This window comes from Rothia sp. QJM3NY_36 (assembly GCF_056173115.1).
In genome coordinates this window covers 258,385-283,378 of sequence record NZ_CM149658.1, presented here as the reverse complement: position 1 = coordinate 283,378, position 24,994 = coordinate 258,385, and the positions used below count along the sequence as shown (strand labels likewise).

The 24,994-nt window shown below is 71.9% G+C and carries 20 protein-coding genes and 3 tRNA genes; 7 read left to right on the top strand and 16 right to left on the bottom strand.

Annotated features, from left to right (window positions below):
* Positions 1-33: 33 nt before the first annotated feature.
* Positions 34-1,230 (bottom strand): acyl-CoA dehydrogenase family protein, encoded by a 1,197-nt coding sequence (locus AC0VXQ_RS01250; RefSeq protein WP_058730613.1) that lies wholly within the window; start codon positions 1,228-1,230, stop codon positions 34-36.
* A gap of 322 nt (positions 1,231-1,552) precedes the next feature.
* Here AC0VXQ_RS01250 and nadE point away from each other — a divergent pair, with 322 nt between their 5' ends.
* The 4 genes from nadE to AC0VXQ_RS01230 are packed head-to-tail and all read left to right on the top strand — an operon-like array spanning position 1,553 to position 5,916.
* Positions 1,553-2,383 carry an ammonia-dependent NAD(+) synthetase gene (gene nadE, locus AC0VXQ_RS01245; RefSeq protein ID WP_058730614.1) on the top strand — a complete coding sequence of 277 codons (831 nt, stop codon included), beginning with the start codon at positions 1,553-1,555 and terminating at the stop codon, positions 2,381-2,383.
* A 43-nt stretch (positions 2,384-2,426) separates the two neighbouring features.
* On the top strand, positions 2,427-3,056 hold the full coding sequence (locus AC0VXQ_RS01240) for an HdeD family acid-resistance protein (protein ID WP_058730615.1): 630 nt from the start codon (positions 2,427-2,429) through the stop codon (positions 3,054-3,056).
* The gene (locus tag AC0VXQ_RS01235) at positions 3,053-4,840 is read left to right on the top strand and encodes an AMP-binding protein (protein ID WP_475528821.1); all 1,788 of its coding nucleotides are present in this window, start codon (positions 3,053-3,055) and stop codon (positions 4,838-4,840) included. The genes AC0VXQ_RS01240 and AC0VXQ_RS01235 overlap by 4 nt, the downstream gene beginning before the upstream one ends.
* A complete protein-coding gene (locus tag AC0VXQ_RS01230) occupies positions 4,837-5,916 on the top strand; it encodes a Gfo/Idh/MocA family protein (RefSeq protein WP_475528820.1) in 1,080 nt (359 codons plus the stop codon). Before AC0VXQ_RS01235 ends, AC0VXQ_RS01230 begins: the two co-directional genes overlap by 4 nt.
* A 70-nt stretch (positions 5,917-5,986) precedes the next feature.
* Here AC0VXQ_RS01230 and AC0VXQ_RS01225 read toward each other — a convergent pair whose 3' ends face one another.
* From AC0VXQ_RS01225 to AC0VXQ_RS01185, 9 genes are all read right to left on the bottom strand, one after another.
* Positions 5,987-7,735: an L-aspartate oxidase gene (locus tag AC0VXQ_RS01225; RefSeq protein ID WP_260008660.1), complete on the bottom strand. Its 1,749-nt coding sequence runs from the start codon at positions 7,733-7,735 to the stop codon at positions 5,987-5,989.
* Between the two features lie 231 nt (positions 7,736-7,966).
* Positions 7,967-8,362, bottom strand: coding sequence for an SIP domain-containing protein (locus AC0VXQ_RS01220; RefSeq protein WP_061225570.1), 396 nt, complete (start codon positions 8,360-8,362; stop codon positions 7,967-7,969).
* Positions 8,363-8,752: 390 nt separating this feature from the next.
* Positions 8,753-8,989: a hypothetical protein gene (locus AC0VXQ_RS01215; protein WP_058731071.1), complete on the bottom strand. Its 237-nt coding sequence runs from the start codon at positions 8,987-8,989 to the stop codon at positions 8,753-8,755.
* A gap of 337 nt (positions 8,990-9,326) precedes the next feature.
* Positions 9,327-10,121 carry an enoyl-CoA hydratase gene (locus AC0VXQ_RS01210; RefSeq protein ID WP_129357988.1) on the bottom strand — a complete coding sequence of 265 codons (795 nt, stop codon included), beginning with the start codon at positions 10,119-10,121 and terminating at the stop codon, positions 9,327-9,329.
* A gap of 99 nt (positions 10,122-10,220) precedes the next feature.
* On the bottom strand, positions 10,221-11,345 hold the full coding sequence (locus tag AC0VXQ_RS01205; protein WP_129357969.1) for a 3-hydroxyisobutyryl-CoA hydrolase: 1,125 nt from the start codon (positions 11,343-11,345) through the stop codon (positions 10,221-10,223).
* 60 nt (positions 11,346-11,405) lie between these two features.
* The gene (locus AC0VXQ_RS01200) at positions 11,406-12,365 is read right to left on the bottom strand and encodes an SDR family oxidoreductase (RefSeq protein ID WP_197939466.1); all 960 of its coding nucleotides are present in this window, start codon (positions 12,363-12,365) and stop codon (positions 11,406-11,408) included.
* 88 nt (positions 12,366-12,453) lie between these two features.
* A complete protein-coding gene (locus tag AC0VXQ_RS01195) occupies positions 12,454-13,551 on the bottom strand; it encodes a putative glycoside hydrolase (RefSeq protein WP_058743426.1) in 1,098 nt (365 codons plus the stop codon).
* Positions 13,552-13,643: 92 nt separating this feature from the next.
* On the bottom strand, positions 13,644-15,305 hold the full coding sequence (gene pelF / locus AC0VXQ_RS01190; protein WP_224799766.1) for a GT4 family glycosyltransferase PelF: 1,662 nt from the start codon (positions 15,303-15,305) through the stop codon (positions 13,644-13,646).
* A gap of 178 nt (positions 15,306-15,483) precedes the next feature.
* Positions 15,484-16,758, bottom strand: a complete 1,275-nt coding sequence (locus tag AC0VXQ_RS01185) for a hypothetical protein (RefSeq protein WP_061225568.1) — start codon at positions 16,756-16,758, stop codon at positions 15,484-15,486.
* A gap of 277 nt (positions 16,759-17,035) precedes the next feature.
* Between AC0VXQ_RS01185 and AC0VXQ_RS01180 the strand changes: the two genes are divergently transcribed.
* Positions 17,036-17,845, top strand: a complete 810-nt coding sequence (locus tag AC0VXQ_RS01180; RefSeq protein WP_058730464.1) for an exodeoxyribonuclease III — start codon at positions 17,036-17,038, stop codon at positions 17,843-17,845.
* Positions 17,846-17,995: 150 nt separating this feature from the next.
* Here AC0VXQ_RS01180 and AC0VXQ_RS01175 read toward each other — a convergent pair whose 3' ends face one another.
* From AC0VXQ_RS01175 to AC0VXQ_RS01150, 6 genes are all read right to left on the bottom strand, one after another.
* Positions 17,996-18,838 carry a gamma-glutamyl-gamma-aminobutyrate hydrolase family protein gene (locus tag AC0VXQ_RS01175; RefSeq protein ID WP_061225567.1) on the bottom strand — a complete coding sequence of 281 codons (843 nt, stop codon included), beginning with the start codon at positions 18,836-18,838 and terminating at the stop codon, positions 17,996-17,998.
* Between the two features lie 74 nt (positions 18,839-18,912).
* A tRNA-Phe gene (locus AC0VXQ_RS01170) sits at positions 18,913-18,985 on the bottom strand.
* Positions 18,986-19,060: 75 nt separating this feature from the next.
* A tRNA-Asp gene (locus AC0VXQ_RS01165) sits at positions 19,061-19,134 on the bottom strand.
* A gap of 77 nt (positions 19,135-19,211) precedes the next feature.
* Positions 19,212-19,284: transfer RNA gene (locus tag AC0VXQ_RS01160), tRNA-Glu, on the bottom strand.
* A 97-nt stretch (positions 19,285-19,381) separates the two neighbouring features.
* Complete coding sequence (locus AC0VXQ_RS01155) at positions 19,382-20,407, bottom strand: universal stress protein (protein WP_475528817.1); 1,026 nt, start codon at positions 20,405-20,407, stop codon at positions 19,382-19,384.
* A gap of 98 nt (positions 20,408-20,505) precedes the next feature.
* Positions 20,506-21,927, bottom strand: coding sequence for an FAD-dependent oxidoreductase (locus AC0VXQ_RS01150; protein WP_475528815.1), 1,422 nt, complete (start codon positions 21,925-21,927; stop codon positions 20,506-20,508).
* A 231-nt stretch (positions 21,928-22,158) separates the two neighbouring features.
* Between AC0VXQ_RS01150 and AC0VXQ_RS01145 the strand changes: the two genes are divergently transcribed.
* Both AC0VXQ_RS01145 and AC0VXQ_RS01140 read left to right on the top strand, forming a co-directional pair.
* Positions 22,159-24,144, top strand: coding sequence for a M13 family metallopeptidase (locus AC0VXQ_RS01145; protein ID WP_061225565.1), 1,986 nt, complete (start codon positions 22,159-22,161; stop codon positions 24,142-24,144).
* A complete protein-coding gene (locus AC0VXQ_RS01140) occupies positions 24,141-24,938 on the top strand; it encodes a LamB/YcsF family protein (protein WP_081046025.1) in 798 nt (265 codons plus the stop codon). The genes AC0VXQ_RS01145 and AC0VXQ_RS01140 overlap by 4 nt, the downstream gene beginning before the upstream one ends.
* The last annotated feature ends 56 nt before the right edge of the window (positions 24,939-24,994 follow it).

Sequence of the window (24,994 nt, the reverse complement as noted above, 5' to 3'; positions counted from 1 at the left end):
ATCCGGGCCTGCGGGGCGCCGTCGTGCCCAGGCTCAGGCGAAGGCCGACTGGCCGGTGATGTCCCGCCCGACGATCAGCCGCTGGATGGACTCGGTGCCCTCGTAGGTGTGGATGCCCTCGATGTCCGCGACATGGCGCATCACGTGGTTCTCCAGCAGGATCCCGTTGCCGCCGAGCATGTCCCGGGCGGTGGCCGCGACCCGGCGGGCCCGGACCGTGTTGTGCACCTTGAACAGGCTGGCCTGCTGGTCCCGCAGGATCCCCTCGGTCTGCAGGCGGGCGATCTGCGCGCTCATCAGCTGCATGTCCGTGATGTCGGAGAGCATCTCCACCAGCCGCTCCTGGACCATCTGGAACTTCGCCAGCGGCTTGCCGAACTGCACGCGCTGGCGCGAATAGGCCAGGGCCGCCTCGAACACGGCGACGGCGTGGCCCAGCGCGGACCACCCCACCCCGACGCGGGTCTCCACGAGCACCGCGGAGACCTCCTTGAAGCGGGCGACCCCGGGCAGCAGGTTCGACGCCGGCACGCGCACCCCGTTCAGGGAGATGCGGGCCTGGTCGATCGCGCGCAGCGCGCCCTTGCCGGTGATCACCTCGGCCTCGTAGCCGGGAGTGTCCTGCGGGACGATGAAGCCGCGCACGTTCCCGTCCTCGTCTCGGGCCCAGACCACGGTGATGCCGCCCGCCGCGCCGTTGCCGATCCACTTCTTCTCCCCGGTGATGACGTACTCGTCGCCGTCGCGCACAGCACTGGTCTCCAGGGAGACGGAATCCGAGCCGTGCTCCGGCTCGGTCAGGGCGAAGGCGCCGCAGACCCGCCCGGTGACCAGGTCCTCCACGTAGCGCTGCTTCTGCTCCTCGGAGCCGAACAGGGCGATGGAGCGCAGGGCCAGCCCGCCCTGCACGGCCAGGGCGGTGGCCATGGAGCCGTCCCAGCGGGAGATCTCCATGTTCACGAGTCCGGCGCCCAGCGGGGAGAGCTTCCGGTGCCCGGGGATGTCCAGGCCGTCGGTGAGCAGGTCCGCCTCGCCCATCTTGGCGACCAGATCGAGGGGGTATTCGGCCTTCTGCCAGGCCTCATTCATCCGCGGCAGGATCTCCCGGCCGTAGGTGCGGGCAGCGCCCCAGGCCTCCCGGTCGGCGTCGGTGGCTCCGGCGAAGGCGCCGAGGTAGTCCAGGTCCTCGGGGGTCTCCAGGTCGTAGCGGGGTTCGGGGTTCACGGGCACGGGGCTCTCCTTCGAGGTGCTCGGCGGTGCAGGGTAGGCCGCATCACAGTCTAGTACCCGGTACCGACCGTTCCGTGTAACGGTCCGGCACGGAAGAGGTCCGCGACCGGCCCGCCCGCTGGTGAATATTCAGCGCGGGAGCGGCACCGTCGTCGTGCGTCGGAACTGAATATTCAGCGGGGTGGGTGGCACCGTCGTCGTGCGCCGCAGCTGAATATTCAGGCAGCGCCACGGGAGCTGAATATTCAGCGACTGCAGATTCCGTCCTTTACCCCAGGGGTTGACTATTCAAGTGGCGACACCCCGGACGTAGCATGGCCCCATGCGCGAACTCCAGCAGCAGATCATCGACGAGATGGGCGTGCGCCCGCAGATCGACCCCGCCGAGGAGATCGACCGGCGCGTCGGCTTCCTGTGCGAGTACCTGAGGCTCACCGGGGCCAAGGGCTTCGTCCTCGGCATCAGCGGCGGTATCGACTCCTCGCTGGCCGGCAGGCTCGCCCAGCTCGCCGTCGAGCGACTGGCCGCCGAGGGCACCGAGGCCGAGTTCGTCGCGGTGCGCCTGCCCTACCGCACCCAGGCCGACGAGGCCGACGCCCAGCGCGCCCTGGAGTTCATCCGCCCGCAGACCTCCCTGGTCTTCGACGTCGAACCGGCCACCACCGGCATCGAGCGGGTCTACCGCGCGGCTACCGGTGCGGACCTCACGGACTTCACCAAGGGCAACGTCAAGGCCCGCCAGCGCATGATCGCCCAGTACGCCATCGCCGGGGACCGGAGCCTGCTGGTGATCGGCACGGACCACGCCGCGGAGTCCGTCACCGGATTCTTCACCAAGTACGGCGACGGCGGGGCGGACATCCTCCCGCTGTTCGGGCTGGACAAGCGCCAGAACCAGGCCCTGCTGCGCGAGCTCGGCGCCCCCGAGGCCGTGTGGACCAAGAAGCCCACCGCGGATCTGCTGGATGCGACCCCCGGCCGGGAGGACGAGGATGAGCTGGGCATCACCTACGACGTCATCGACGACTACCTGGAGGGCCGCGAGGTGACCGCGGAGCAGGCCGAGGCCATCGAGCGCCGCTACCTCATCACCCGACACAAGCGCACCACCCCGGTCTCCCTGGTGGACCCGTGGTGGAAGAATGACCGGTAGGGAGCGGACCCGCTCCCCCTGACCCGAGTCGAGGAGCATCACCGTGATCCCCCGTTCGTCCACCACCATCCTGGTCACCGGAGTCCTGGCCGTGATCTTCGGCCTGGTCGCCCTGTTCTGGCCCGTGCACACCGCCATGGCCGTGGTCATGATCGTCGGGGCCTTCCTCGTGGTCGCCGGCATCGCCGAGGCCGTGTTCGCGGCCCGCTCCGGCCGGGGCGTGCGCGCCTGGGGCCTGTGGTCCGGGATCCTCACCGCGCTCGTCGGCATCGTCGCCCTGTTCGCCCCGGCCGCCGGGGTCACCGCCGTCGTGTGGATCGTGGGCGTGTGGCTCATCGTGCGCGGTGTGCTCAGCCTGATGGCGGCCACCTCCACCCCGGGGCCCGGACGCGGCCTGGGCGTGCTCGTCGGGATCCTGTGGATCCTGCTCGCCCTGATCCTGCTGTTCAACCCCGTCGCCGGCGCCGGGGCCCTGAGCATCCTGCTCGGGGTGCTGGCCCTGTTCTCCGGGTTCGCGATGATCGCCGCCGGCCTCGTCTTCCGCCGCGTGGGCAACGGCCTGCGCCGGGCCGAGGCGCAGTTCCGCCAGCAGTACGGCACCGTAGACGGCACCACCCGGCGCACCCGCTCCCCGCTGGACACCGGCGACGTCATCGAGGGCGAGACCAAGTGAGCACCGCTCCCGCTCATCCCGGCGCCGTCGAGTTCCGCGCCGCCCGGGACCTCCTGCTCGAGCTGCGCGAGGATCTCGACGCCGCCCGGGAGGCCTTCCGCTGGCCGCGCCCGACGCACTTCAACTTCGCCCTGGACTGGTTCGACGCCGTCGCCGCGACCCCGGAGCGGGCCGAGCAGGAGGCCCTGGTGATCGTGGAGGAGGACGGGACCTCCCAGCGGATCACCTACCGGCAGATGTCCGAGCGCTCCTCCCGGGTGGCCGTGTGGCTGCGGCAGCTGGGTGTCGCCCGCGGGGACCGCATCCTGGTGATGCTGGACAACCAGGTGGAGCTGTGGGAGACGATGCTCGCCGGGACCAAGCTCGGGGCGGTCCTGCTGCCCACCACCACGATGCTCGGCCCCCGGGACCTGCAGGACCGGGTGGAGCGCGGGCAGGTGTCCTGGGTCGTGGTCGGCCCGGGCAGCGTCGGCAAGTTCGCCGAGGTCGACGGCGATTTCACCGTCATCGAGACCGGCCCGGAGGCCGCCTCCCGCGTCACCTCCCCCGCCGGGGCCCACCCGCACGCCGCCTACGAGGACTCCCGGGTAGAGTCGGCGTGCCTGGAGATCCTGGAGCCGACGCGGGCCGAGGACCCGCTGCTGCTGTACTTCACCTCGGGGACCACCAGCAGGGCCAAGCTCGTGGAGCACTCCCACGCCTCGTACCCCATCGGGCACCTGTCCACGATGTACTGGATCGGGCTGCGCCCCGGGGACGTGCACCTGAACGTGGCCTCCCCCGGGTGGGGCAAGCACGCCTGGTCCAACTTCTTCGCCCCGTGGATCGCGGAGGCCACGGTGCTGGTGCACCACTACTCCCGCTTCGACGCCGCCGCGCTGATGGCCGTGATGGAGCGGGAGTCCGTGACGAGCTTCTGCGCCCCGCCGACGGTGTGGCGGATGCTGATTCGCGCGGACCTGACCCGGCTGCGCACCCCGCCCCGGGAGGCCGTCTCCGCCGGGGAGCCGCTGGATGCCCGGGTGATCACCCGGGTGCAGGAGGCTTGGGGCGTGGAGATCCGGGACGGCTTCGGGCAGACCGAGACCACCGTGCAGATCGCCAGCACCCCGGGGATGCCGCTGAAGGCCGGGGTGCTGGGCCGTCCCGCTCCGGGCTTCGACGTCGAGCTGCTGGACGCGTCCACCGGTCAGCTGATCACCGGGCCCGGGCAGGGGGAGGCCTGCCTGCGCACGGACCCGCGTCCGGTGGGCCTGATGACTGGCTACGTCGGGGACCCGGAGCGCACCGAGCGGACCCTGCGGGACGGGCTGTACCGCACCGGGGACGTGATGCGCCGGGACGAGGACGGGCTGTACACGTACGTGGGCCGGGACGATGACGTGTTCAAGGCCAGCGACTACAAGCTCTCCCCCTTCGAGCTGGAGGCCGTGGTGCTGGAGCACCCCGAGGTCGCGGAGGCCGCCGTCGTGCCCTCCCCGGACCCGGTGCGTCTGGCCGTGCCCAAGGTGTACGTGCTGCCGGCTGCCGACGCGCAGGCGGGGGCGCAGCTGGCCGAATCCGTGCTGGCGCACTGCCGTGAGCGCCTGGCCCCCTACGCCCGGATCCGCCGCCTGGAGTTCGCCGAGGCCCTGCCGCGCACCGTGTCCGGGAAGATCCGGCGCGTGGAGCTGCGCGAGCGCGAGCAGCGCCTGCACGGGCCCGACGGCGAGCGCACCCCGGCCCCGGGAGAGGCCGCCGAGTACGCGGAGGCCGACTTCCCCGGGCTGAGGAGACGCCGATGAGCACCGAGACCGCACGAGCCGCCGCCGAGCCGGGCGCACCCGATCCGCGCGCGAGCGACCCCCGCACCGCCACCGGGCGCACCCTCGGGTGGGGCATCGTCTCCACGGGGGCGATCGCCCGGAAGGTGACCCCGGACATCGCCCTGCTGGCCGACGCCCGCCTGGTGGGGGTCTCCTCCCGCACCGAGGAGTCCGCGCGCGCCTTCGCCGAGGAGTTCGGGGTGGGCCGGGCCTACGGCGGGCCGGACGGGATGGCGCGGATGCTGGCGGACCCGGAGGTGGAGATCGTCTACATCGCGACCCCGCACGGGCAGCACCACGAGCACATCACGGCGGCCCTCGAGGCCGGCAAGCACGTGGTGTGCGAGAAGGCCCTGACCATCACCGCGGCGCAGGCCCGCGACGTCGTCGAGCTGGCGGATCAACGGGGGCTGTTCCTCATGGAGGGGCTGTGGACCCGGTTCCTGCCGATCCGCGCGCGCATCGCCGAGGTGCTGGCCGGCGGGGAGATCGGCGCGCCGCGGTGGGCGCAGGCGGACCTGGGCTTCCGCGGTCCGGAGGACACCGGGCACCGGCTGTGGCGGGAGGACGCCGGCGGCGGGGCCCTGCTGGACATGGGCTGCTACGGGCTGCACTGGCCGTGGCTGGCCTTCGGGGAGCCCACCGGATTCACCGCGAGCGCGATCAGGCGTGGGTCCGTGGACGCGCTGACCAGCATCACCGCGGCCTTCGACGACGCCCCGGGCGGGGCCGCCACCGCGCAGATCACCCTGTCCCTGGCCTCCCAGGGGCCGCGCCGGGCCGTGATCTCCGGGCAGGAGGGGGTGCTGGAGGTGGGCTCGCCGATGAACCGGCCGGTCTCCTTCACCGTCACGGACGCCTCCGGTGCCGTGCGCGAGGAGCGCGTGGAGACGGTGGGCCGCGGGTACGTCTACGAGATGCGCGAGGCCACCCGCTGCATCCAGCAGGGGCTCACCGAGTCCCCGGTGATGCCGTGGGCGGATTCGGTGCGGCAGATGGCCTGGCTGGATGCGATCCGCGAGCAGATCGGGGTGCGCTACCCCGGGCTGGAGTAGCGCACCCGCACGCGACGTCGGGTCCGGCCGCCGGGCATGTGATCGTCCGTTCGGGCGACGTCGGGCCCGGCTACTCCACGAGCTTGCCCTCCTGGGAAACCTCCCCGCCCATCAGCGCCCGGATCTCCTCCGGGACCGGCGGGATCTGCTCGCGGGTCACGGTCCCGTCCGCGGACCAGATCATGTTGACCCGCAGGGCCGGGTCCTGCTGCGGGTAGTCCGATCGGTTGTGGCAGCCGCGGGTCTCCCGCCGCTCCAGGGCGCACTGCAGGGTCGCCCGGGCGGCGAGGATCGAGGACTTCAGGTCGAAGGCGTGGGACAGCTCGGAGTACCCGGCCAGGTCCGGGTGCACCCCGATGTCCGCGGCGCGGCGCTCGACGTCGTCCAGCTCGGCCAGGCCCTGCGTGAGGCCCTGCTCGTCCCGGACCACCCCGCAGTGCTCGGTCATGATGTTGCGGATGTCCCGCTGCAGGGCGCGCACGTTCTGCTCGCCGTCGGCGGCCAGCAGCTCCCGCACCTCCCGGCGGGCCGCCTCGACGGCCTCGGGGCTGCGCCGCTGGACCCGCAGCCGCTCGGAGTAGCGGGCGGCGGCCTGCCCGGTGATCCTCCCGAAGACCAGCAGCTCGATCAGCGGGTTCCCGCCCAGCCGATTGGCCCCGTGCAGCCCGGAGGAGGCCTCCCCGATCGCGTACAGCCCCGGAACCCCGGTGCCGTGGTCCTCCGGGGCCACCCACACCCCGCCCATCGAGTAGTGCGCGGTGGGCGCGATCTCGATGGGCTCCTTGGTCACGTCCTTCATCTGCAGCTCCATGAGGGTCTGGTACACCCGCGGCAGCCGCTCCATGATGACCTCGCGCGGCAGGTGGGAGATGTCCAGCCACACCCCGCCGTTGGCGGTGCCGCGGCCCTCCTTGATCTCGGTGTACCCGGCCAGGGCCACCCGGTCCCGGGTGGACAGCTCCATCCGCTCGGCGTCGTAGCGGGCCATGTACCGCGCCCCCAGGCCGTTGCGCAGGATCCCACCCTCCCCGCGGGCCGCCTCGGAGACGAGGGTGCCGGCGTCGGCCTCCGGCTCCAGGATCCCGGAGGGTTGGAACTGCACCAGCTCGGCGTCGCGGATCCTCGCCCCGGCCTCCGCGGCCAGGCGGAAGGAGTCCCCGGTGTTCTCGTTGCGTCGGGAGGAGGTGCGCCGCCAGATGCGGTTGTGCCCGCCGGCGGCGAGGATCACGGCGTCGGCCTGGATGACGTAGCGCAGCCCGGTCTCCTGGTCGAAGCCGTAGGCGCCGAAGACCGCCCCGTCCTCGTTGACCAGCAGCCGGGTGATGTACACGGTGTCCAGGATGGGGATCTCCAGCTGCTCGGCCCGGTGGATCAGGGTCCGCTGGATCTCCAGGCCCGTGTAGTCCCCGGCGAAGGAGGTGCGCCGCCAGGTGTGCGCACCGAAGAACCGCTGGGAGATCCGGCCGTCCTCCTCCCGGGCGAAGTTCATGCCGTAGCGCTCCAGGTCCCGGATGCCCTGCTCCGCGCCCTGGGTGACGATCTGCACGATGTCCGGGTGGGCCAGCTCGTAGCTCTCCCGGATGGTGTCCGCGGCGTGCTGCTGCCAGGAGTCCTCCGGGTCCATCGTGGCCAGGGCCGCGTTGATGCCCCCGGCGGCCAGGGAGGTGTGGGCGTCGGCCTTGGGTCTCTTACCCACGGCCAGCACGTCCCGGCCCAGCTCGGACAGCTCGATGGCGGCGCGCAGCCCCGCGCCTCCCGTGCCGATGACGAGCACCTCGGTGCTGACGTGACGCTCCTGGGCAGCCTGGTCCAGGCTCATGGCGAACTCCTTCGTTCGGGGGTGGTGGGTTGGGGGTGGTGTCGGGCGTGGGCCGCAGCGTCGGCGGCGACGGCGCGCGGGCCCGGGGTGCCGTCGGGGCTGGTGGTGGGGGTCTGGAGGCGGGGTGGGGGCGGGTTCCTGGTCCCGGGGCCCGGGTTCCGGTTCCTGGTTCCTGATTCCGGGGTCCGGGTTCCGGGTGGAAGGGGCCTGCGGATCACCTGGGGCTGCCGGTCAGAACACGTCGGCGTGGTGCAGGTGCAGCCGGGTGTGGCGGTGGATCAGGTCCTGGCACAGGCCGGTGACCTCGGGCCAGTCGCTGCCGCCCACCCAGATCAGCTCGGGGCCGGGGTCGTCGGATCCCTCGGCGGGGACCCATTCGGCGACCCAGGCGGTCACGGCGTCGATGAGTCTGGCGCCGGGCTGCGGCGTCGGGCTCTGGGCGCTTTCCCGCACGAGCCAGTGCACGGCGAGTCCGGCGGGGACCTCGAGCTCCTCGATGTGGGCGGGTTCCCGGACCTCCACGAGCACCTGCCCGTGCACCCACGGCGGCAGCTGGCGGATCAGCTCCGCCATGAGGTCGATGTCGGAGCGGTTGCCGGCCAGCAGGACCGGTGCCTCATGCTGCATGGGGTTCCTCATCGACGGGGACATCACACCGCAACGGTAGTGCGAACCTCATGCTTAGGCAAGCCTTGCCTAACTTACTGACGAAGTGTCGGAGCTGAGGGGAGGGTGCCGCGCCCCGTGCGACCCTTCCCCTGCCTCTGACGCCTCCGGCCTCCCGCCTCCCGCGAGACGGCGCATCCGTTCCCGCCCCTTCCCGCGAGACGGCGCTCTCGTTCCCAAAAACATGGAATCCGGGAACGAATGCGCCGGGTCGGCGAGGGAGGTGCCGCGGGAGAGAACGTCCGCGCCGAGTCATCACTTTCGTCGAGGCAGGCTCCGCGAGTCATCACTTTCGACCGGAAATCCGCGGTTTTTCGGTCGAAAGTGATGACTCGACGCTCGGGGGCGGGATCAGCGGAGGATGAGCACCAGTACGACGACGACCGCGAGCACCAGCACCGCGATCGTGCCGAACAGCGCCCCGCGGCCTTCGGACTCCCGACGCTGCACGTTGGGCCCGGTCATGAACTCGCTGCCGCTGGACCCGTCCAGGAAGTCGTAGGCGTTGTGCCCGGCGTTCTCGCGCGGGGTCTCCTGCGGTGGCCGGTGGCCTTCGTCGCTGTGGTGACGGCGGGATTCTGCGGACATCTTGGCTCTCCTCGATTCATCGGGGGGCTAGGCTCCCACACTAGCAACCGGTGTGTTCCGGATGACGTTCACCTATGCGGCACCCCGCGCCACCCGTCGAAACCGCACGGTCACCCCGATGCCCCCCGTACCGACGCCGCCGCCCTCCGCGACCCGGCGCATCCGTTCCCAGCCCCTTCCGCGAGGCGGCGCATCCGTTCCCGAAAACGCGGAATCCGGGAACGAAAACGCCGGGTCAGCGAAGTGGTGGCCGCAAGAGGGAACGAATGCGCCGGGTCGGCGTCGGCGGACGGGCGGCCCGGACCGGCCCGTCCTATCCGGACCACCCCCGCCCCGGTCACCGGTCCTCGAAGCGGGGCTTGCGCTTCTCGGCGAAGGCGGCCATGCCCTCCTTCTGGTCCCGGGTGGAGAACAGCGCGTGGAAGGCCCGGCGCTCGAAGAGCAGGCCCTGTTCCAGGGGCATCTCGAAGGCCGCGGCCACCGCTTCCTTGGCGATCATCGTCGCCGGGCGGGACTGGGCCGCGATCGTGCGAGCCACCTCGAGGGCGGTGTCCAGGACGGCGTCGTCGGGCACCAGGCGGGAGACCAGACCGGCCCGCTCCGCCTCCGCCGCGTCCATCATCCGGCCGGTCAGCACCATGTCCATGGCCTTGGCCTTGCCCACCGCGCGGGTCAGCCGCTGGGAGCCGCCCATCCCCGGGATCACGCCCAGGGTGATCTCCGGCTGCCCGAACCGCGCGCCTTCCCCGGCCACCAGGACGTCGCACATCATCGCCAGCTCGCACCCGCCGCCCAGGGCGTAGCCGTTCACCGCGGCCACCACCGGCAGACGCACCCCGGCGAAGCGCCGCCACCGGGAGAACCAGTCCGCGGCCAGCATCTCGGGGTAGCTCCTGCCCGCCATCTCCTTGATGTCCGCCCCGGCGGCGAAGGCCTTCTCCGACCCGGTCAGCACGATCACCCGCACCTGCGGGTCCGCCTCCCACGCCTCGGCGGACTCCACCACCGCGTCCATCACTTCTGCGTTCAGCGCGTTCAGCGCCTTCGGCCGGTTCAGCCGCAGCAGCCCGACGCCGTCGCGCACCTCGGTCAGCACCACCGGCTCCGCCGTCTGCTCCCGTTTCCCGCTCATCTCCAGCTCCTCGCTCATCTCCGGTTCATCCTCCGTCGCGGCGCCGCTGTGACCCGGCGGCTCACCGGGCCCGCCTCACCGAGCCCGCCTCACCGACCCTCAGGCTCCCTCGGCCGGCTCCTCCGGGGCCTCCTCCAGCCCCAGGTCCGCCTGGCCCGGCACCGGGGCGAAGAACCCCAGCACCGCCTCGCGGGTGGCCTCCTCCAGGGTGGCCGGCTCCCACCGGGGGTTCCTGTCCTTGTCCACCACCTGGGCGCGGATGCCCTCGGCCATGTCGTGGCCCAGGATCGCGTGCCCGCTGGTGCGGAAATCCTGGTCCAGGGTCGCCGCGATGCTCATCTCCCGGGCCCGGCGCAGCGCCTCCAGGGCCGTCTTCATCCCGGTGGGGCTGTTGCGGCGGATCGCCGCGAGCGCCTGGGCCGCCAGCTCATCCTCCGGCACCTGCTCCACCCGGCGGATCAGCCCGTCCCGGATCTGCTCCACGGTCTCCCCGGCGAAGACCTCGTCCACCCACACCCGGGCCTCCTCCAGCCCGGAGACCGGCGGCTCGACGGCGAAGCCCTCGACGACGTCGGCCACCCGCTCCGGATCCGCCACCGACTCCAGGGCGCGGGCCAGCTCCGCCAGCCTCTCCTCCGGCACGTACGCATCGGCCAGCCCGAGGTACAGGGCGTCCGCGGCGTCCCCGTGCCGCCCGGTCAGGGCGAACAGCTCCCCCGTGCGCCCCGGCGCCTGGCCCAGATGCCAGCTGCCGGCCACGTCCGGGGAGAAGCCGATTCCGGTCTCCGGCATCCCGATCCGTGTGGTCTCGGTGACCACCCGCACCTGCGCGGGCACGGATACCCCGACGCCGCCGCCGAGCACCAGCCCGCTCATGAACGCCACCACCGGCTGGGGGTGCTCGGCGATGCGCAGATCCAAGGCGTATTCGGCGCGGAAGAACGCGAAACCCTGCTCCGGGTCCTCGGTGCACGCCCGGTGCAGGGCCCGGATGTCCCCGCCCGCGCACAATCCGCGCTCCCCCGCTCCGCGCAGCAGCACCGCGCGCACCGCGTCATCCCGTTCGAAGGCGTCCAGGGCGGCGTCGGTGCGGCGGATCATCTCCGTGTCCATCGCGTTGACGGCCCGGGGGCGGTTCAGGGTGATGACGCCCAGATGCCCCCGCGTCTCGACGAGGACGGTGGGCTCGGTCTCCGGTGCGCTCTGCGGTGCGGTGGTGCTCATCGACTGCGGTTTCCCTTCCCGATGCTCTGTGCGGTGGTGGATGGTTCGAGGCGCGGCCGCTCAGCCCTCGCGCTGGCGTCTGGACGCGGCGGCCGCGGCCTTGCCCTGCGCGGCGATCTCCGCCCAGTCGGCCCCGGACAGGGCCGTCAGCGGGGAGAAGGTGGAGGGCCCGGCGAGCATCTGCGCCCCGTCCATGACGATGTTCTGCCCCGTCAGGTACTCGCAGGCGTCGGACAGCAGGAAGATCACCAGATTCGCCAGCTCCGCCACGGTGCCCGCGCGCCCGGCCGGCACGGCGTCCAGATCCGTCATGTCCCCGCGCACCCGCCGCCCCGAGCCCAGCACCACGGAGGTGTACTCGGTGGGGATGGCCCCCGGGGAGACGGCGTTCAGGCGGATCCCGTGCCGGGCCCACTCCACCGCCAGGGACCTGGTCATCGCGAGCACCGCGGACTTCGCCATCGCGCTGGGCACCACGAAGGCCGACCCGGTGTGCACCCAGGAGACCAGGGTGGACAGGACGGCCCCGGGCAGCCCCTGCTCGATCCACCGGCGCCCGACGGCGTGGGTCACGTGGTAGGAGCCCTTCATCACCGTATCCGTGATGGCCGCGAAGCCGCGCGGGGAGAGCTTCTCCGTGGGGGAGATGAAGTTGCCGGCGGCGTTGTTGATCGCCCCCGTCAGCGGGCCGTGCTCCTCCCAGATCCGCTGCACCGCGGCCTCCACGGCCTCGGCGTCGCGCACGTCCACGGACTGGAAGGTCACGACGCCGGGGTGCGGCCGGTCCGCGATCTCCTGCGCGATCTGCTGGGCGGCGTCGGCCAGCACGGGCTCCCGGCGGCCCCAGATCTGCACGTGCGCGCCGTGTGCGGCCAGCTGCTCGGCCACACCGCGGCCCAGGCCGGTGCCGCCGCCGGTGAGCAGGATGCGCTGCCCGGCCAGCAGGTCCGCCCGGTAGGGCGAGGGCGGGCCAAGCGCGTCAGCAGCGCGGGCTGAGGGTGCGGCGGCGGATTCGGTCACGGTGGGGCTCCTTCCAGCGGCTCGCCCCGACGGCGCTGCCGGGGCGGCAGGCGAGCCCGCCCACGGCGTGCCGCCCATCACAGCCACCCTACCGGGGACGGCGGAAGATCGCCCCCTCCTGCGGGTGCAGGGTCACGCGCCGCGGGGCCGGCTCCCCCGCGGCATCCACCAGCCCGGCGGGGACCCGGACCCTGGCCCGCCGAGCCCCCGCCCGGAAGTTCACGGCGGCCCAGCCCTGTTCGAAGCGGCGGGACCACACGGCATCGCGCCGATGCCCGCGCCCCACCGCGGCCCCCAGCTCCCAGTGCTGCTCCGGCAGGAACGGCGCACCGGAGTAGTCGTCATGGGCGGTCGCGGTCACGGCCGTGCGCCCGCCCCCGCCGAAGACCCACAGTGCGGCGACGGCGTAGCGCAGCCGCGCGGCATCCTCCCGCCCGGCGGCCGGCACCCGGGCGATGCACAGCCGGTCCCCGCGCAGCGGCGGGATCTGCGCCTGCACCGTGGGCGGGTCGAAGAAGTCCTCCGGGGACCACCCCAGCCACACCTCCTCGAAGCCCCCGCCGTAGGCGCTGTGCCGCTCCCACCGCCCCTCCTCCCGCCGCGACTCGGCGATGTTGGGCACCAGCAGCCGTCCGATCCCGTTGAGCGCGGCCCCCGCCTCCTCCACCAGGGTCTGCACCCCGGCCCGGATCTGCGCCATCGTCTCCACATCGCGCAGGGGCAGGCCCAGACCGTAGTAGTCATCGAACACGTCGTTGTCCGCCATGACGCCGTGGAAGGGGGAGCCGCGCATCTCCTCGACCACGTTGCGCACCCACCGGCGGCGATAGGACGGGTCCCAGACCCGCATCTGCCAGTGCCCGCCGTAGCCGTTCCACTGGATGCGCGAGCCATCCCGCCGACGGGCGAACCACGCGCCCTCCCGCTCGGCTTCGGCCTCCCGGCGGGAGACCCCGGAGCTGAAGACCGGGCCCGGTTCGTAATCGCGAACCGAGGACAGGCATTTGTAGCTCAGCAGCAGGGTCCCCGGGCTGCGCTCCCGCAGGTACGCGGCGGCCCCCGTCTCCCAGGGCTGCAGGATCGCCACCGCGTAGCGTCCGACGGCGGCCTCCAGCTGCTCCCGGGGGATCGGGCCGCCGTAGCGGACCCACGCCGCTCGGGAGCCGGGCCCAGGCCCGGGATCCACCGCGTCGGGGCGGAACCGCCCCGGAGGGAAGGCCGGAGGGAACTGCCCCGGGTGGCCGGCGGGCGCGCCCCTCGCCTCCCCCCTCCCCGGGTTCACCGGATCTCCAGGGCCCGGCGGGCCCGCTGGCCGCTGAGCTCACCGGAGAGGACCCGCTGCTCCACGGACGGGAACCCGCCCAGCTCCCGATAGAGGTCGTTGTACCGGGCCATGACGTCCGACAGCTGGAAGAATCCCTCCACGCGTCCCCGGGCGCTGGCCGCGAGACGGGCGTACCGCGCCGGATCCGAGATCACCCCGGCCACCGCATCGGCCAGCATCGGCGCGTCCCCGGGCCGGGTGAGCACCCCGCACCCCTGCCAGGTGCGACCGTCCGGGTGGGTCAGCTCGTCGTCGATCAGCTGGGACATCCCGCCGACGTCGGAGCCGATCACGGGGATGCCCGCGCTCATCGCCTCCAGCGCCACCACAGGCTGGCCTTCGTTGTAGGAGGGCATCAGCAGCAGGTCGTAACGGCCCAGCTGCGCCCGCACGTCCACGGTGCCGCGGAAGCTCACCCACCGCTCCAGGTGCAGCTCCTCGATCTTCTGCCGGCACAGCTCGTAGTACTCCGGCACGTGATCCGTGGGCCCCAGCACATCCAGGGTGAAGTCCTCCACCCCGCGGGAGATCAGCAGGTGCAGGGCATCCAGCAGGTCCGCGAGCCCCTTGATGGGCACCACGCGGGCGATGAACACCAGCTTCCAGGTGCGTCGGGCGGCCCCCTCCGGGGTCAGGGCAGCGATCCGCTGCGTCTCCTCCAGGCGCAGGGCGTACTGCTCGTTGAACTCGGAGAGCACCGTCCCGTTGGGCAGGATGCTCACCCGCCCGGGGTCATCCACCGGAGCATCCAGTCCCCGCGCCTCCTCCAGCGCCTTGGGGTACAGGTAGGTGATGCGATCCGTGCTCGGATAGCAGAACCGGCCCATCTCGATCCACCAGGCCATCCACGCCCGCTGCACGGGCGTGACCGCCTCGAAGTCCCGGTAGTCCCCGGTGCGCACCGGCAGGGCCATGTTCCGGCCCAGGAGGGTGTTGACGGTGTCGCGCACGTAGAGGTTGTGCTCGGTGAGCAGGAACGCGGCGTCGTGGTCCCGGGCCGCGGCCGCCGCGACCAGCGACGCGTACCCGGTGGTGTGCGCGTGGTATACCCGAGCCCGCGGCATCGTCTCGGCCAGCAGCGCATAGAGGATGGACATGAAGTCCCGCACCAGCCAGAACGTCTCGGACAGGGACAGACCCAGCCCGGACAGCCGCTCGCGCACCGCCGTCATGAACTCCTGCGTGCCCAGCACCCGCCAGGCCTCCATGGTGCGGGTGCGCGGGTTGAATCCGGCGTCGTAGAGCCGCCACAGCGGCTCCGGGTCCCCCGTGCGCGCCAGCGTCCGGATCCCGTCGAAGAACCAGCCGGAGACCCGCCGACGCTGCCCCCGGTCCATCCCGACGGCGCGCGCTCCCGCGGCTTTGAAGTCCTGCGCATGCTCCTCCATGGACAGGTGGATCAGCCGCACCCACCGCACGTTCTCCGGCATCCCGTACAGGTCCTCGCTCGGGGCGGCGGAGTCCCAGGCGATGTGGATGATCCCGTAGGAGATGTCCGGATTCATGGTGACGATGTCATGCACCACCGCCGAGACCCCGCCCTTCAGGAAGGGGTAGGTCGATTCCATGATGATGGCGACGTCCACATCCTCGCAGTCCTCGCTCGACGTGTGCACGCGCGGCTGCCTCGGTGTTCCAGTCTGCATATCCGTCCCCCAGACGATGATTGATGTGCGGCCCCCAGCGGGCCGCCGGTGGCGCCGCGTCCCGGCGCCGTGGATCGCGCGTTCCTCGGAAACGCCGGCAGGTGACCCCCGCCGCGCTCCGGCTCCCCTCCCGGTGCGCGGGGCGGGCTCACCAGGCGAGGGCCTGGCGCCAGAACAGCGTGTACTCCGGCACGGACCATACCCGCCGGTAGCCGACGTAGGCGGCCACCGCCAGGACGGCGTCCACCCCGATCAGCACCGGATACGCCCCGGCCGGTCCCAGCAGCGCCAGGGCCAGGCAGCAGGCCGCCAGATGCACCGCACAGAGCACCTGGGCGCCGACGCGCCGCCCGATGTAATCCAGCTGGTAGGTCAGCAGCGTCACGGTCATGAACAGCCAGGACGCCGCCAGCACGCTCAGTCCCCACGGGAAGGACCCGGGCAGCGCCGCCCCCAGCACGAGCGCCGTCGGGATGGCCCCCACCGCCCCGATCGCCAGGGTGCGGCGCACCGCGGACTCCACGGCTCCGGACAGCTGGGCGGAGCGACGGGTCATCGCGGCATACGGCTCCCCGTGGATGGCCGTGCGCAGGCGTCCGACGGCGCGGTCCACCCCCGGGGCGTAGAGCTGGAAGTAGCAGTTGTACGCGAGGATCGCCGGCAGCAGGGCGAGGAACACCGCGACCACGTCCATCCGGGGGCCGACCACCAGGAACAGGATCAGCTTGTCCGCCCACAGGACCGAGCCCAGCAGCGCGCCGCGGACCATATCCCGCAGCGCCGGAAGCGCCCCCGGGGAGCGCAGCGCCCGCACCTGCGGCAGGGCGGCGCGCAGGAAGACCAGCTGCGTCACGGTGCCCAGCACCGGGGGCAGCCACCACACGGTGGGCATCGCCAGCAGGGCCAGAGCGTAGGCCAGCCACGCCGCGGCCCACACGCCCTTGCGCTGCAGCACATTGCCCGGGACGAGGGACTGGACGAAGACCAGATGCAGGCAGATCAGCGCCGCGTAGGCCAGCAGCGCCGTCGGGCTCCACCGCAGCAGCAGCCCCGCCAGCGCGGTGAAGATCGCGACCACGGGCAGACTCAGCGCGAAGGTGCGCGCCCAGTGCTGGGCGAAGCGCCCGGTGACGGCCGCGCGGTCCTTCGCCTCGATGAGGTCACCCAGGCTCCGGTAGATCGGCAGGCAGCCGATCTGGCTCAGCCAGGGGACGGTGAGGCTGCTGGCCAGCACCACAGTGCTCAGCTGCTGCCCGCCCAGCTGCGCCGCGGCCAGACGCGGCGAGACGAGCGGGAAGATGGTGCTCAGCAGGATGACCGGCGAGAGGTAGAGCAGCAGCTGCAGCCCGGTGCGGGCCCGCGAGGCGGGCGCCGGCTCGGTGGACCGGGAGGGCGGATCTCCCTGCTGATGACGAGATGGCACAGTGATGCCCGATGACACAAGCTACCCCCATAGCTCTTCCGCGGTCTCACCCGCGGGTCGCGGCGCCGGAGAGCGGCGGACGCCGACTCCGACGATGAGAAGCGGCCCCCCGGCCGCTTGTCCGTCACCCTACACCGGGGCGGGGACCCGGCACCGGTTCATGCCGGAGCTCACCTTCGAGCCGCGGGCCGCCCGACCGCCCGCGAGCGAGCTCCGCGGCGGCGCCGGGGCCGTCGTCGGGCGGCCGGGCGGAGCGGTTGTGGGTACGGTGGTGCGCATGAGAATCGCCACCTGGAATGTGAACTCGATCCGCGCCCGCACCGACCGCGTGGAGGCCTGGCTGGACCGCTCCGATGCGGATGTGCTGGCGATCCAGGAGACCAAGGCCAAGGACGAGTCCTTCCCCTTCGCGGTCTTCGAGCGGCTGGGCTACGACGTCGCGCACTTCGGGCTGAGCCAGTGGAACGGGGTGGCCATCGCCTCCCGGGTGGGTCTTGAGGACGTGCAGCGCACCTTTCCCGGGCAGCCGGCCTTCGGCAAGCCCGGGCAGGAGCCGGTGCAGGAGGCCCGTGCGATCGGCGCGACCTGCGGCGGCGTGCGGATCTGGAGCCTGTACGTGCCCAACGGGCGCGGTCTGGATGACCCGCACATGGCGTACAAGCTGGAGTGGCTGAAGGTGCTGCGCGAGGACGTGCGCGGGTGGCTGACGGAGGACCCGCGGCTGCCGCTGGCGCTGGTGGGGGACTGGAACGTGGCCCCGGAGGACGGGGATGTGTGGGACATCGACTTCTTCCGCCGCAACGGGATGACCCACGTCAGCGCCCCGGAGCGGGAGGCCTTCGCCGCGTTCCTGGACGAGGCCGGCCTGAGCGACGTCGCCCGCCCCTACACCCAGGGCGAGAAGGACTACACGTACTGGGACTACACCCAGCTGCGCTTCCCGAAGAACGAGGGCATGCGCATCGACTTCCAGCTGTGCTCCCCCGCCCTGGCCGAGCGCGTCACCGGCGCCTTCTACGACCGCGAGGAGCGCAAGGGCAAGGGCGCCAGCGACCACCTGCCCGTCGTCGTGGACTACCGGGACTGACGGCGCCGCCCCGGCCTCGCCTCCCTCTCCCTCCCCCCCCCCCGGAGGAACCGTTGGGGAGGGGTTTCGGTGTTCGGGAGCGTCCTCGGGGCTCCCGCACACCGAAACCCCTCCCAAACCCTCGGATCGGAGCCGGGAGGCGGGGCGGGGTCAGCTGGGGGTGGTGCGGCGGATGAAACGGGTGAACAGGGCCTGGGCCAGCGCGTCCTCGCGGGACATCATCTCCGGGTGCCACTCCACCGCGGTCAGATCCATCCGATCCCCGGGGCAGTCCAGCGCCTCGATCACCCCGTCCCGGGCGCGGGCGCACACCCGCAGACCCTCCCCGAGCCGGTCGATGACCTGGTGGTGGTACGAGTTGACCAGGGCCGACGCCGGGTGCTCGCCGTCGTCTCCAGCCTCACCGTCGGTGCCCGTCCCAGGCTGCCCCACGCGGCGCATTCCGGCGGCTCCCGGATCCTGGGTGCGCGCCTCGGCCAGGGCCTCGGCCAGGAACGTGCCCGGCTCGACGTCGATCGCGTGCACCCCCAGGGCGGGGTTGCCGGTGGAGCTGTGCTGCTGGGTCGTGCCGGCGTAGCGCAGGTCCTGGACGAGGGTTCCGCCGAAGAACACGTTGACCAGCTGCATGCCGCGGCAGATCGCGAACACCGGCAGCCCGGAGTCTCCCGCCAAGCGCAGGGCCTCCAGCTCGTAGGCGTCGCGCACCGGGTCCACCGGGCCGCAGCCGATCAGCGGATCCTGGCCGTAGCGCTGCGGGTCGACGTCCACCCCGCCCGCCAGGATCAACCCGTCCAGGGCGTCCAGCTGAGCCGGGAGCACGGACAGATCCGGGGAGGGCGCCATGAGGAAGGGCGCCCCGCCGGACGCCGCGACGGAGCGGGGGTAGTCCTCGTTGACGGTGATCCGCGGGTAGCCCGGGAACTGGTAGTGGGCGACGGCCTCCAGGTTGGTGATGATCCCGATGACGGGCCGGCGCCCGGTCCCCTCGCTCATACTGCGTCCCTCCAGAGACCCCTCAGAGATGCGAGAAGACCGCCCCGCATAGAAGCCTACGGGGCGGTCTTCGGTGGCTCCGACCGGCGTCGATCCGGTGACCTTACGATTTTCAGTCGTACGCTCTACCAACTGAGCTACAGAGCCTCGGCACATCCTGTACCGGATATGCCGCGACGGCGCCTCACCCCCGGTGTGACCGGGAGGAATACGCCGCCTGAGCGACCCTGACGGGACTTGAACCCGCGACCTCCGCCGTGACAGGGCGGCGCGCTAACCAACTGCGCTACAGGGCCTCGTTGTTTTTTCCAACGAGAGAAGAGCCTACCGGAACCCCTCTCGCCGGGCAAATCCACTCTCGTGTGATCTGCAGTACCCCCAACGGGATTCGAACCCGTGCCGCCGCCGTGAAAGGGCGGTGTCCTAGGCCGCTAGACGATGGGGGCCCGGACCGGCGCGGTCCACCCGCGCCGAAGCACACACCAGCATACGGGGGCGGGGCGCACCGCGCCAATCACGCACCGCCCCCGCCGGGTGCTGAGCTCAGCCCCAGACCACGGAGGCCTCCGGGGCCTGCTCCAGCCGCGGGTCCTCCCGATCCGGGACGATCATCACGGGCCGATCCGAGCTGTGCAACACCCCCTGGGACACCGAGCCGAGGATGATCCCGCGCAGCCCGCCGCGACCCCGGGTGCCCACCACGGTCAGATCCGCCTTCTGCCCGGCCTCCAGCAGCACCTCCACCGGAGAGCCGTCGATCAGCTCGGCATCCACCGTCAGATCCGGGTAGTACTCGTGGATCCACGCCTTGGCCTTCTCCTGCAGATCCGCGACCTCGCGGTAGATCGCCTCGAAGTCCACGGCCGCCGGCACCCAGCTCAGCGCCCCCGTGTACGGGGCCAGCGCGTTGACCAGGGTCAGCCCGACGCCATAGCGCTGAGCCTGCTCCGCGGCCTCGAGGATCGCGATGCGCGCCTGATCCGATCCGTCCGAGCCGACCACCACGCGCTGGCTCGGGGCCAGCACCTGCGGATCCTTGCCGGCCTGCTGAGCCCACGGCAGCGGCACGACGACGACGGGGCAGTGCGCCCGGGCCGGCAGGGAGGTGGACACCGTGCCCAGCAGCCGGCCCATGAAGCCGCGGGCCGTGCGGGAGCCGACCACCACCAGCTCGGCATGCTCGGAGAAGTCCACGAGGATCGTCGAGGCGTCCCCGGTCTCCACCGTGGCCCGCAGCTCGACCTGCGCATCGGAGACCCGGGAGCGGGCCTCGTCGAGGATCTGGGCGACCCCGTCCTCCAGGGCCTTCTCATCCACCACGGAGTATCCGGCGTCGAACCCGGAGCCGGTGAACACCGGGAGGGAGTAGGCGGTGACCAGGCGCACCGCGGCCCCGCGCCGCTCGGCTTCCGCGACCGCCCAGGTCAGCGCGCCGAAGCTCTGCTCGGAGCCGTCGATGCCGACGATGATCTCCCCGCGCAGCTCCTCGGCCGAGGGGGAGCTGGCACGCTGGGCCACCGCCTCCCGACCGAAGCTGCCATCCTGCCCAACGCCGTTGTTCTCGGTCATCTCCATCTCTCCTTGCGACTGCGAAGACGAGGGTTCTCGATGCCTCCAGTCTAAGCCGGCAGGGGCCCTGCCAGCCCGAGATGACGCGGCGGGAGGGCTCAGTCCCGGGCGTCCGCCGAGGCCCCGGAGCGGGAGATGTCCACCATCTCCGCCCGCTCCACGACCTTCACCCGCTGGCGCGGGTTCCCGGCGGCATCCTGAGCGGCCGCGCCCAGCGCCTTCTCGTGCGCGTCCAGGGCGTGCCAGCCCTCCCACGTGGTGAACTCGACGCCGCCCCGGTCCAGCAGGGCGGGCACGGCCTCCGGCTCCGGGTGCGCGGCAGTGAAGGCGCGGTCCTCGAGCAGGTGCGTGATGGTCTCCAGGGCATCGGACTTGGTGGAGCCGATCAGCCCCACGGGCCCGCGCTTGATCCAGCCCGTCGCGTACAGCCCCGGCACCGGCGTCTCGGTCTCGTCCACCACCCGGCCCTCCACGTTGGTGATGACCCCGCGGGTGCGGTCGAAGCCGATCTCCGGCAGCTCGGAGCCGAAGTAGCCGATGGCCCGGTACACGGCCTGCACCGGGTACTCCAGGATCTCGCCGGTGGGCCGGATGCCGCCGGCGCCGTCCAGCTCGTTGCGCTCCATGCGGATCGCGGCGACCTTCCCGTCCGCATCCCCCACGATCTCCGCCGGGGACTGCAGGAAGTGCAGGTGCAGGCGCCGGGAGGCGTGCTCGGTGCGCTCGGCCTGCTCGGCCTTCCACTTGTCGATGGTCTTGATCAGGGCCTTGATCTGGTTGTTGGACTCGATCGCGGCGCGGGAGGCGTCGTCGTACTGGAGGTCCTCCTCGTGCAGCACGATGTCCACGTCCCGGGACTTGGCCAGCTCCCGCAGCTCCAGCGGGGTGAACTTCATCTGGGCCGGCCCACGGCGGCCGAAGACGTGCACATCGGTGACCGGGGAATCCTTCAGCCCGGCGTAGACGTTTTCGGGGATCTCGGTGGTCAGCAGGTCCTCGGCGTGCTTGGACAGCACCCGCGCCACATCCAGGGCCACGTTGCCGTTGCCCAGCACCGCGATCTCCTTCGCCCGCAGCGGCCACTCACGCGGCACATCCGGATGCCCGTCGTACCAGGCGACGAAGTCCGCCGCGCCGTAGGAGCCGTCCAGCTCGATGCCGGGGATGTGCAGGGATGCGTCGTAGAAGGCGCCGGTGGCGAAGATGACGGCGTCGTAGTGCTCGCGCAGCTGCGCCAGGGTCAGGTCCGTGCCGTACTCGACGTTGCCGAAGAACCGGATGTCCGGATTCTCCATGATCTTGTGCAGGGAGTTCACGATGCCCTTGATGCGGGGGTGATCCGGGGCCACGCCGTAGCGGATCAGGCCGAAGGGGGCGGGGTAGCGGTCGAAGATGTCGATGCTGACGCGCACCTGCCCCTCGGCGACGGCCTCGGAGCGGGACAGCAGGTCCGCGGCGTAGATCCCGGCGGGGCCGGCCCCGATGACGGCCACGCGCAGGGGGCGCTGGTCTTGAGACAAAGCGTTGTTTCCTTTCGGTCGACCGCGAGGGGCGCGGACTCCCGGCTGGAGCGCGGCCCCGTGGGCATCGCCTCGCCAGTCTAGTCAGGCTCGCCTCACCCGAACAGACCCGCTCAACCCGGCGTCAGGCGGCGTCACATGCGCGATCGGGGCGACACCGTCGCCGGGGTGCGCCACGCGGTGGGTGAACCCGGGTGCGAGGGTGCGAGCGCACACATTACCTTGGTGCGTATGACGCAGAGCACCGACACCACAGCCCCCGAGCTGACCTTCGACCCCTCGATCCGCCCGGGCGATGACTTCTACCGCCACGTCAACGGCCCCTGGATCGCCGCCCATGAGATCCCCGCCGACCGCGGCATCGACGGCGCCTTCCACCACCTGCGCGACCTCGCCGAGGAGCAGGTCCGGGACATCATCACCGAGATCGGCCGGCGCGACCCGGATTCGCGCATCGGGCGGCTGTACAACTCCTTCATGGACGAGCAGAGCATCGAAGCCGCCGGCACAGACCCGCTGGAACCGGACCTGGCGCTGCTGGAACAGGCCGAGGACCGGGACGGGCTGGTGCTGGCCCTGGCCGCGCTGGAGGCCTCCGGCGTCGGCGGGCCCGTGGGCCTGTACGTGGCCAACGACGCCAAGGACGCCACCCGCTACGTCCCGAACCTCACCCAGTCCGGGATCGGCCTGCCGGACCGGGACTACTTCTTCGAGGACAAGCACGCCCAGATCCGGGAGGCCTACCGGGCGCACCTGGAGCGGATGTTCGCGCTGACCGGGACCGCCGAGCGCTTCGGCACCACCCCGGCCGACGCCGCCGCCCGGGTGTACGCCCTCGAGGAGAAGATCGCCTCCCACCACTGGGACCAGGTGACCCTGCGCGACGCCAACAAGCGCTACAACCCGCACTCCTTCGACCAGCTGGATCAGGCCTTCCCCGGCTTCCCCTGGACCCGGTGGATCGAGGGCATCGGGGGCACCCCCGAAGGCTTCGCGAAGGTCATCGTGGGCCAGCCCTCCGCCCTCGAGGGCCTGGCCCGGCTGTGGGTCTCGGAGGACCTGGAGGACTGGCGGCTGTGGGCCGTGTGGCGCCTGATCCACGCCCGCGCCCCCTTCCTCGGGACGCAGATCGTGCAGGAGAACTTCGAGTTCTACTCCAAGACCCTCACCGGCACCGAGCAGATCCGGGACCGCTGGAAGCGCGGCGTCGGCCTGGTGGAGGCCCTGCTGGGCGAGGAGGTGGGGCAGGAGTACGTGGCCCGGCACTTCCCGCCGGAGCACAAGCAGCGGATGCTCCAGCTGGTCCAGCACCTGATCGAGGCCTACCGCGAGTCCATCTCCTCGCTGGACTGGATGACCGAGGCCACCCGCGAGCGCGCCCTGGACAAGCTGGACAAGTTCACCCCCAAGATCGGCTACCCGGATTCCTGGCGGGACTACTCCGGGCTGAGCATGGATGATGATCTGCTGGAGAACGTGCGGCGCGGCTCGCGCTTCGAGCACGAGTACGAGCTGGGCAAGCTGGGTCAGCCGATCAACCGCGACGAGTGGGCGATGACCCCGCAGACGGTCAACGCCTACTACCACCCGCTGATGAACGAGATCGCGTTCCCCGCCGCGATCCTGCGTCCCCCGTTCTTCGACATGGACGCCGACGACGCCGTGAACTTCGGGGCGATCGGTGCGGTGATCGGCCACGAGATCGGGCACGGCTTCGACGATCAGGGCTCCAAGTACGACGGCGACGGCAACCTCAACGACTGGTGGACCGCGCAGGACCGGGCGGAGTTCGACAAGCGCACCGGCGAGCTGGTGCGCCAGTACAGCGGGTACGTCCCGGAGGGGCTGGACCCGGAGCGGGACGCCGTCAACGGGGAGCTGACCCTCGGGGAGAACATCGGCGACCTGGGCGGTCTGGGCATCGCACTGAAGGCCTACCGCCGGGCCCTGGCCGAGCAGGGGCTGGACTTCGACTCCGCGCCGGTGGTGGACGGGCAGACCGCGCTGCAGCGGCTGTTCGTCGCCTACGCGCGGGTGTGGCGCTCCAAGGCCCGCCCGCAGACCCTGCGGATGTACCTCTCGATGGACCCGCACTCCCCCGCGGAGTTCCGGTGCAACGGGATCGTGCGCAACATCGACGCCTTCTACGACGCCTTCGAGGTGGGGCCGGAGGATGAGCTTTGGCTGGATCCGCAGGAGCGGGTGAGCATCTGGTGACCGGCGTCGGAGACCGGGGGCCGGGGGCCGCGCCGCGGATCGATCTGAACTCGGATTCCGGGGAGTCCTTCGGCTCCTGGACCATGGGCGACGACGCGGCGATGGCCGGGCTGGCCTCCTCGCTGAACGTGGCCTGCGGCTTCCACGCCGGGGACCCGTCGGTGGCGCGGGCGACCTGCCGGGCCGCCGTCGAGCACGGAACCGCGATCGGGGCGCACGTGGCCTACCCGGATCTGCAGGGCTTCGGCCGACGCCGCCTGGAGATGGCCCATCACGAGCTGGTGGATGCGGTGATCTGGCAGATCGGGGCGCTGCAGGCGATCGCCCGGGCGGAGGGCGCGCAGGTCTCCTATGTGAAGCCGCACGGGGCGCTGTACAACGTCATCGCCCGGGAGCGGGGGCAGGCCGCCGCGGTGGCCGAGGGGGTGGCGACGGCCCTGCCGGGCGCGGGGATCCTGGTGCTGCCGGGATCGGTGATCGAGGAGGAGGCTCAAGCCGCGGGGCTGCGCCCGGTGCGCGAGGCCTTCGCGGATCGGGGCTACCTGCCGGACGGCTCCCTGGTGCCGCGCCGGGAGGCGGGCGCGGTGCTGCACGACCCGGAGCAGATCGCTGCCCGCGTGCTCCGGATGGTGTCCGAGGGCGTGGTCCAGGCCGTGGACGGCACCCCGGTGCGGCTGGGCGCGGAGTCCGTGTGCGTGCACGGGGACACCCCCGACGCCGTCGGGATCGCCCGGGCGGTGCGGGGCGCCCTCCAGGAGGCCGGGGTGGAGATCGCCCCCTTCACGGCTCAATAACCCGTTTGTGGAGTGGTTGGCGGGTTGTGGAGTGATGTAGCCGCTCCATAACCCGC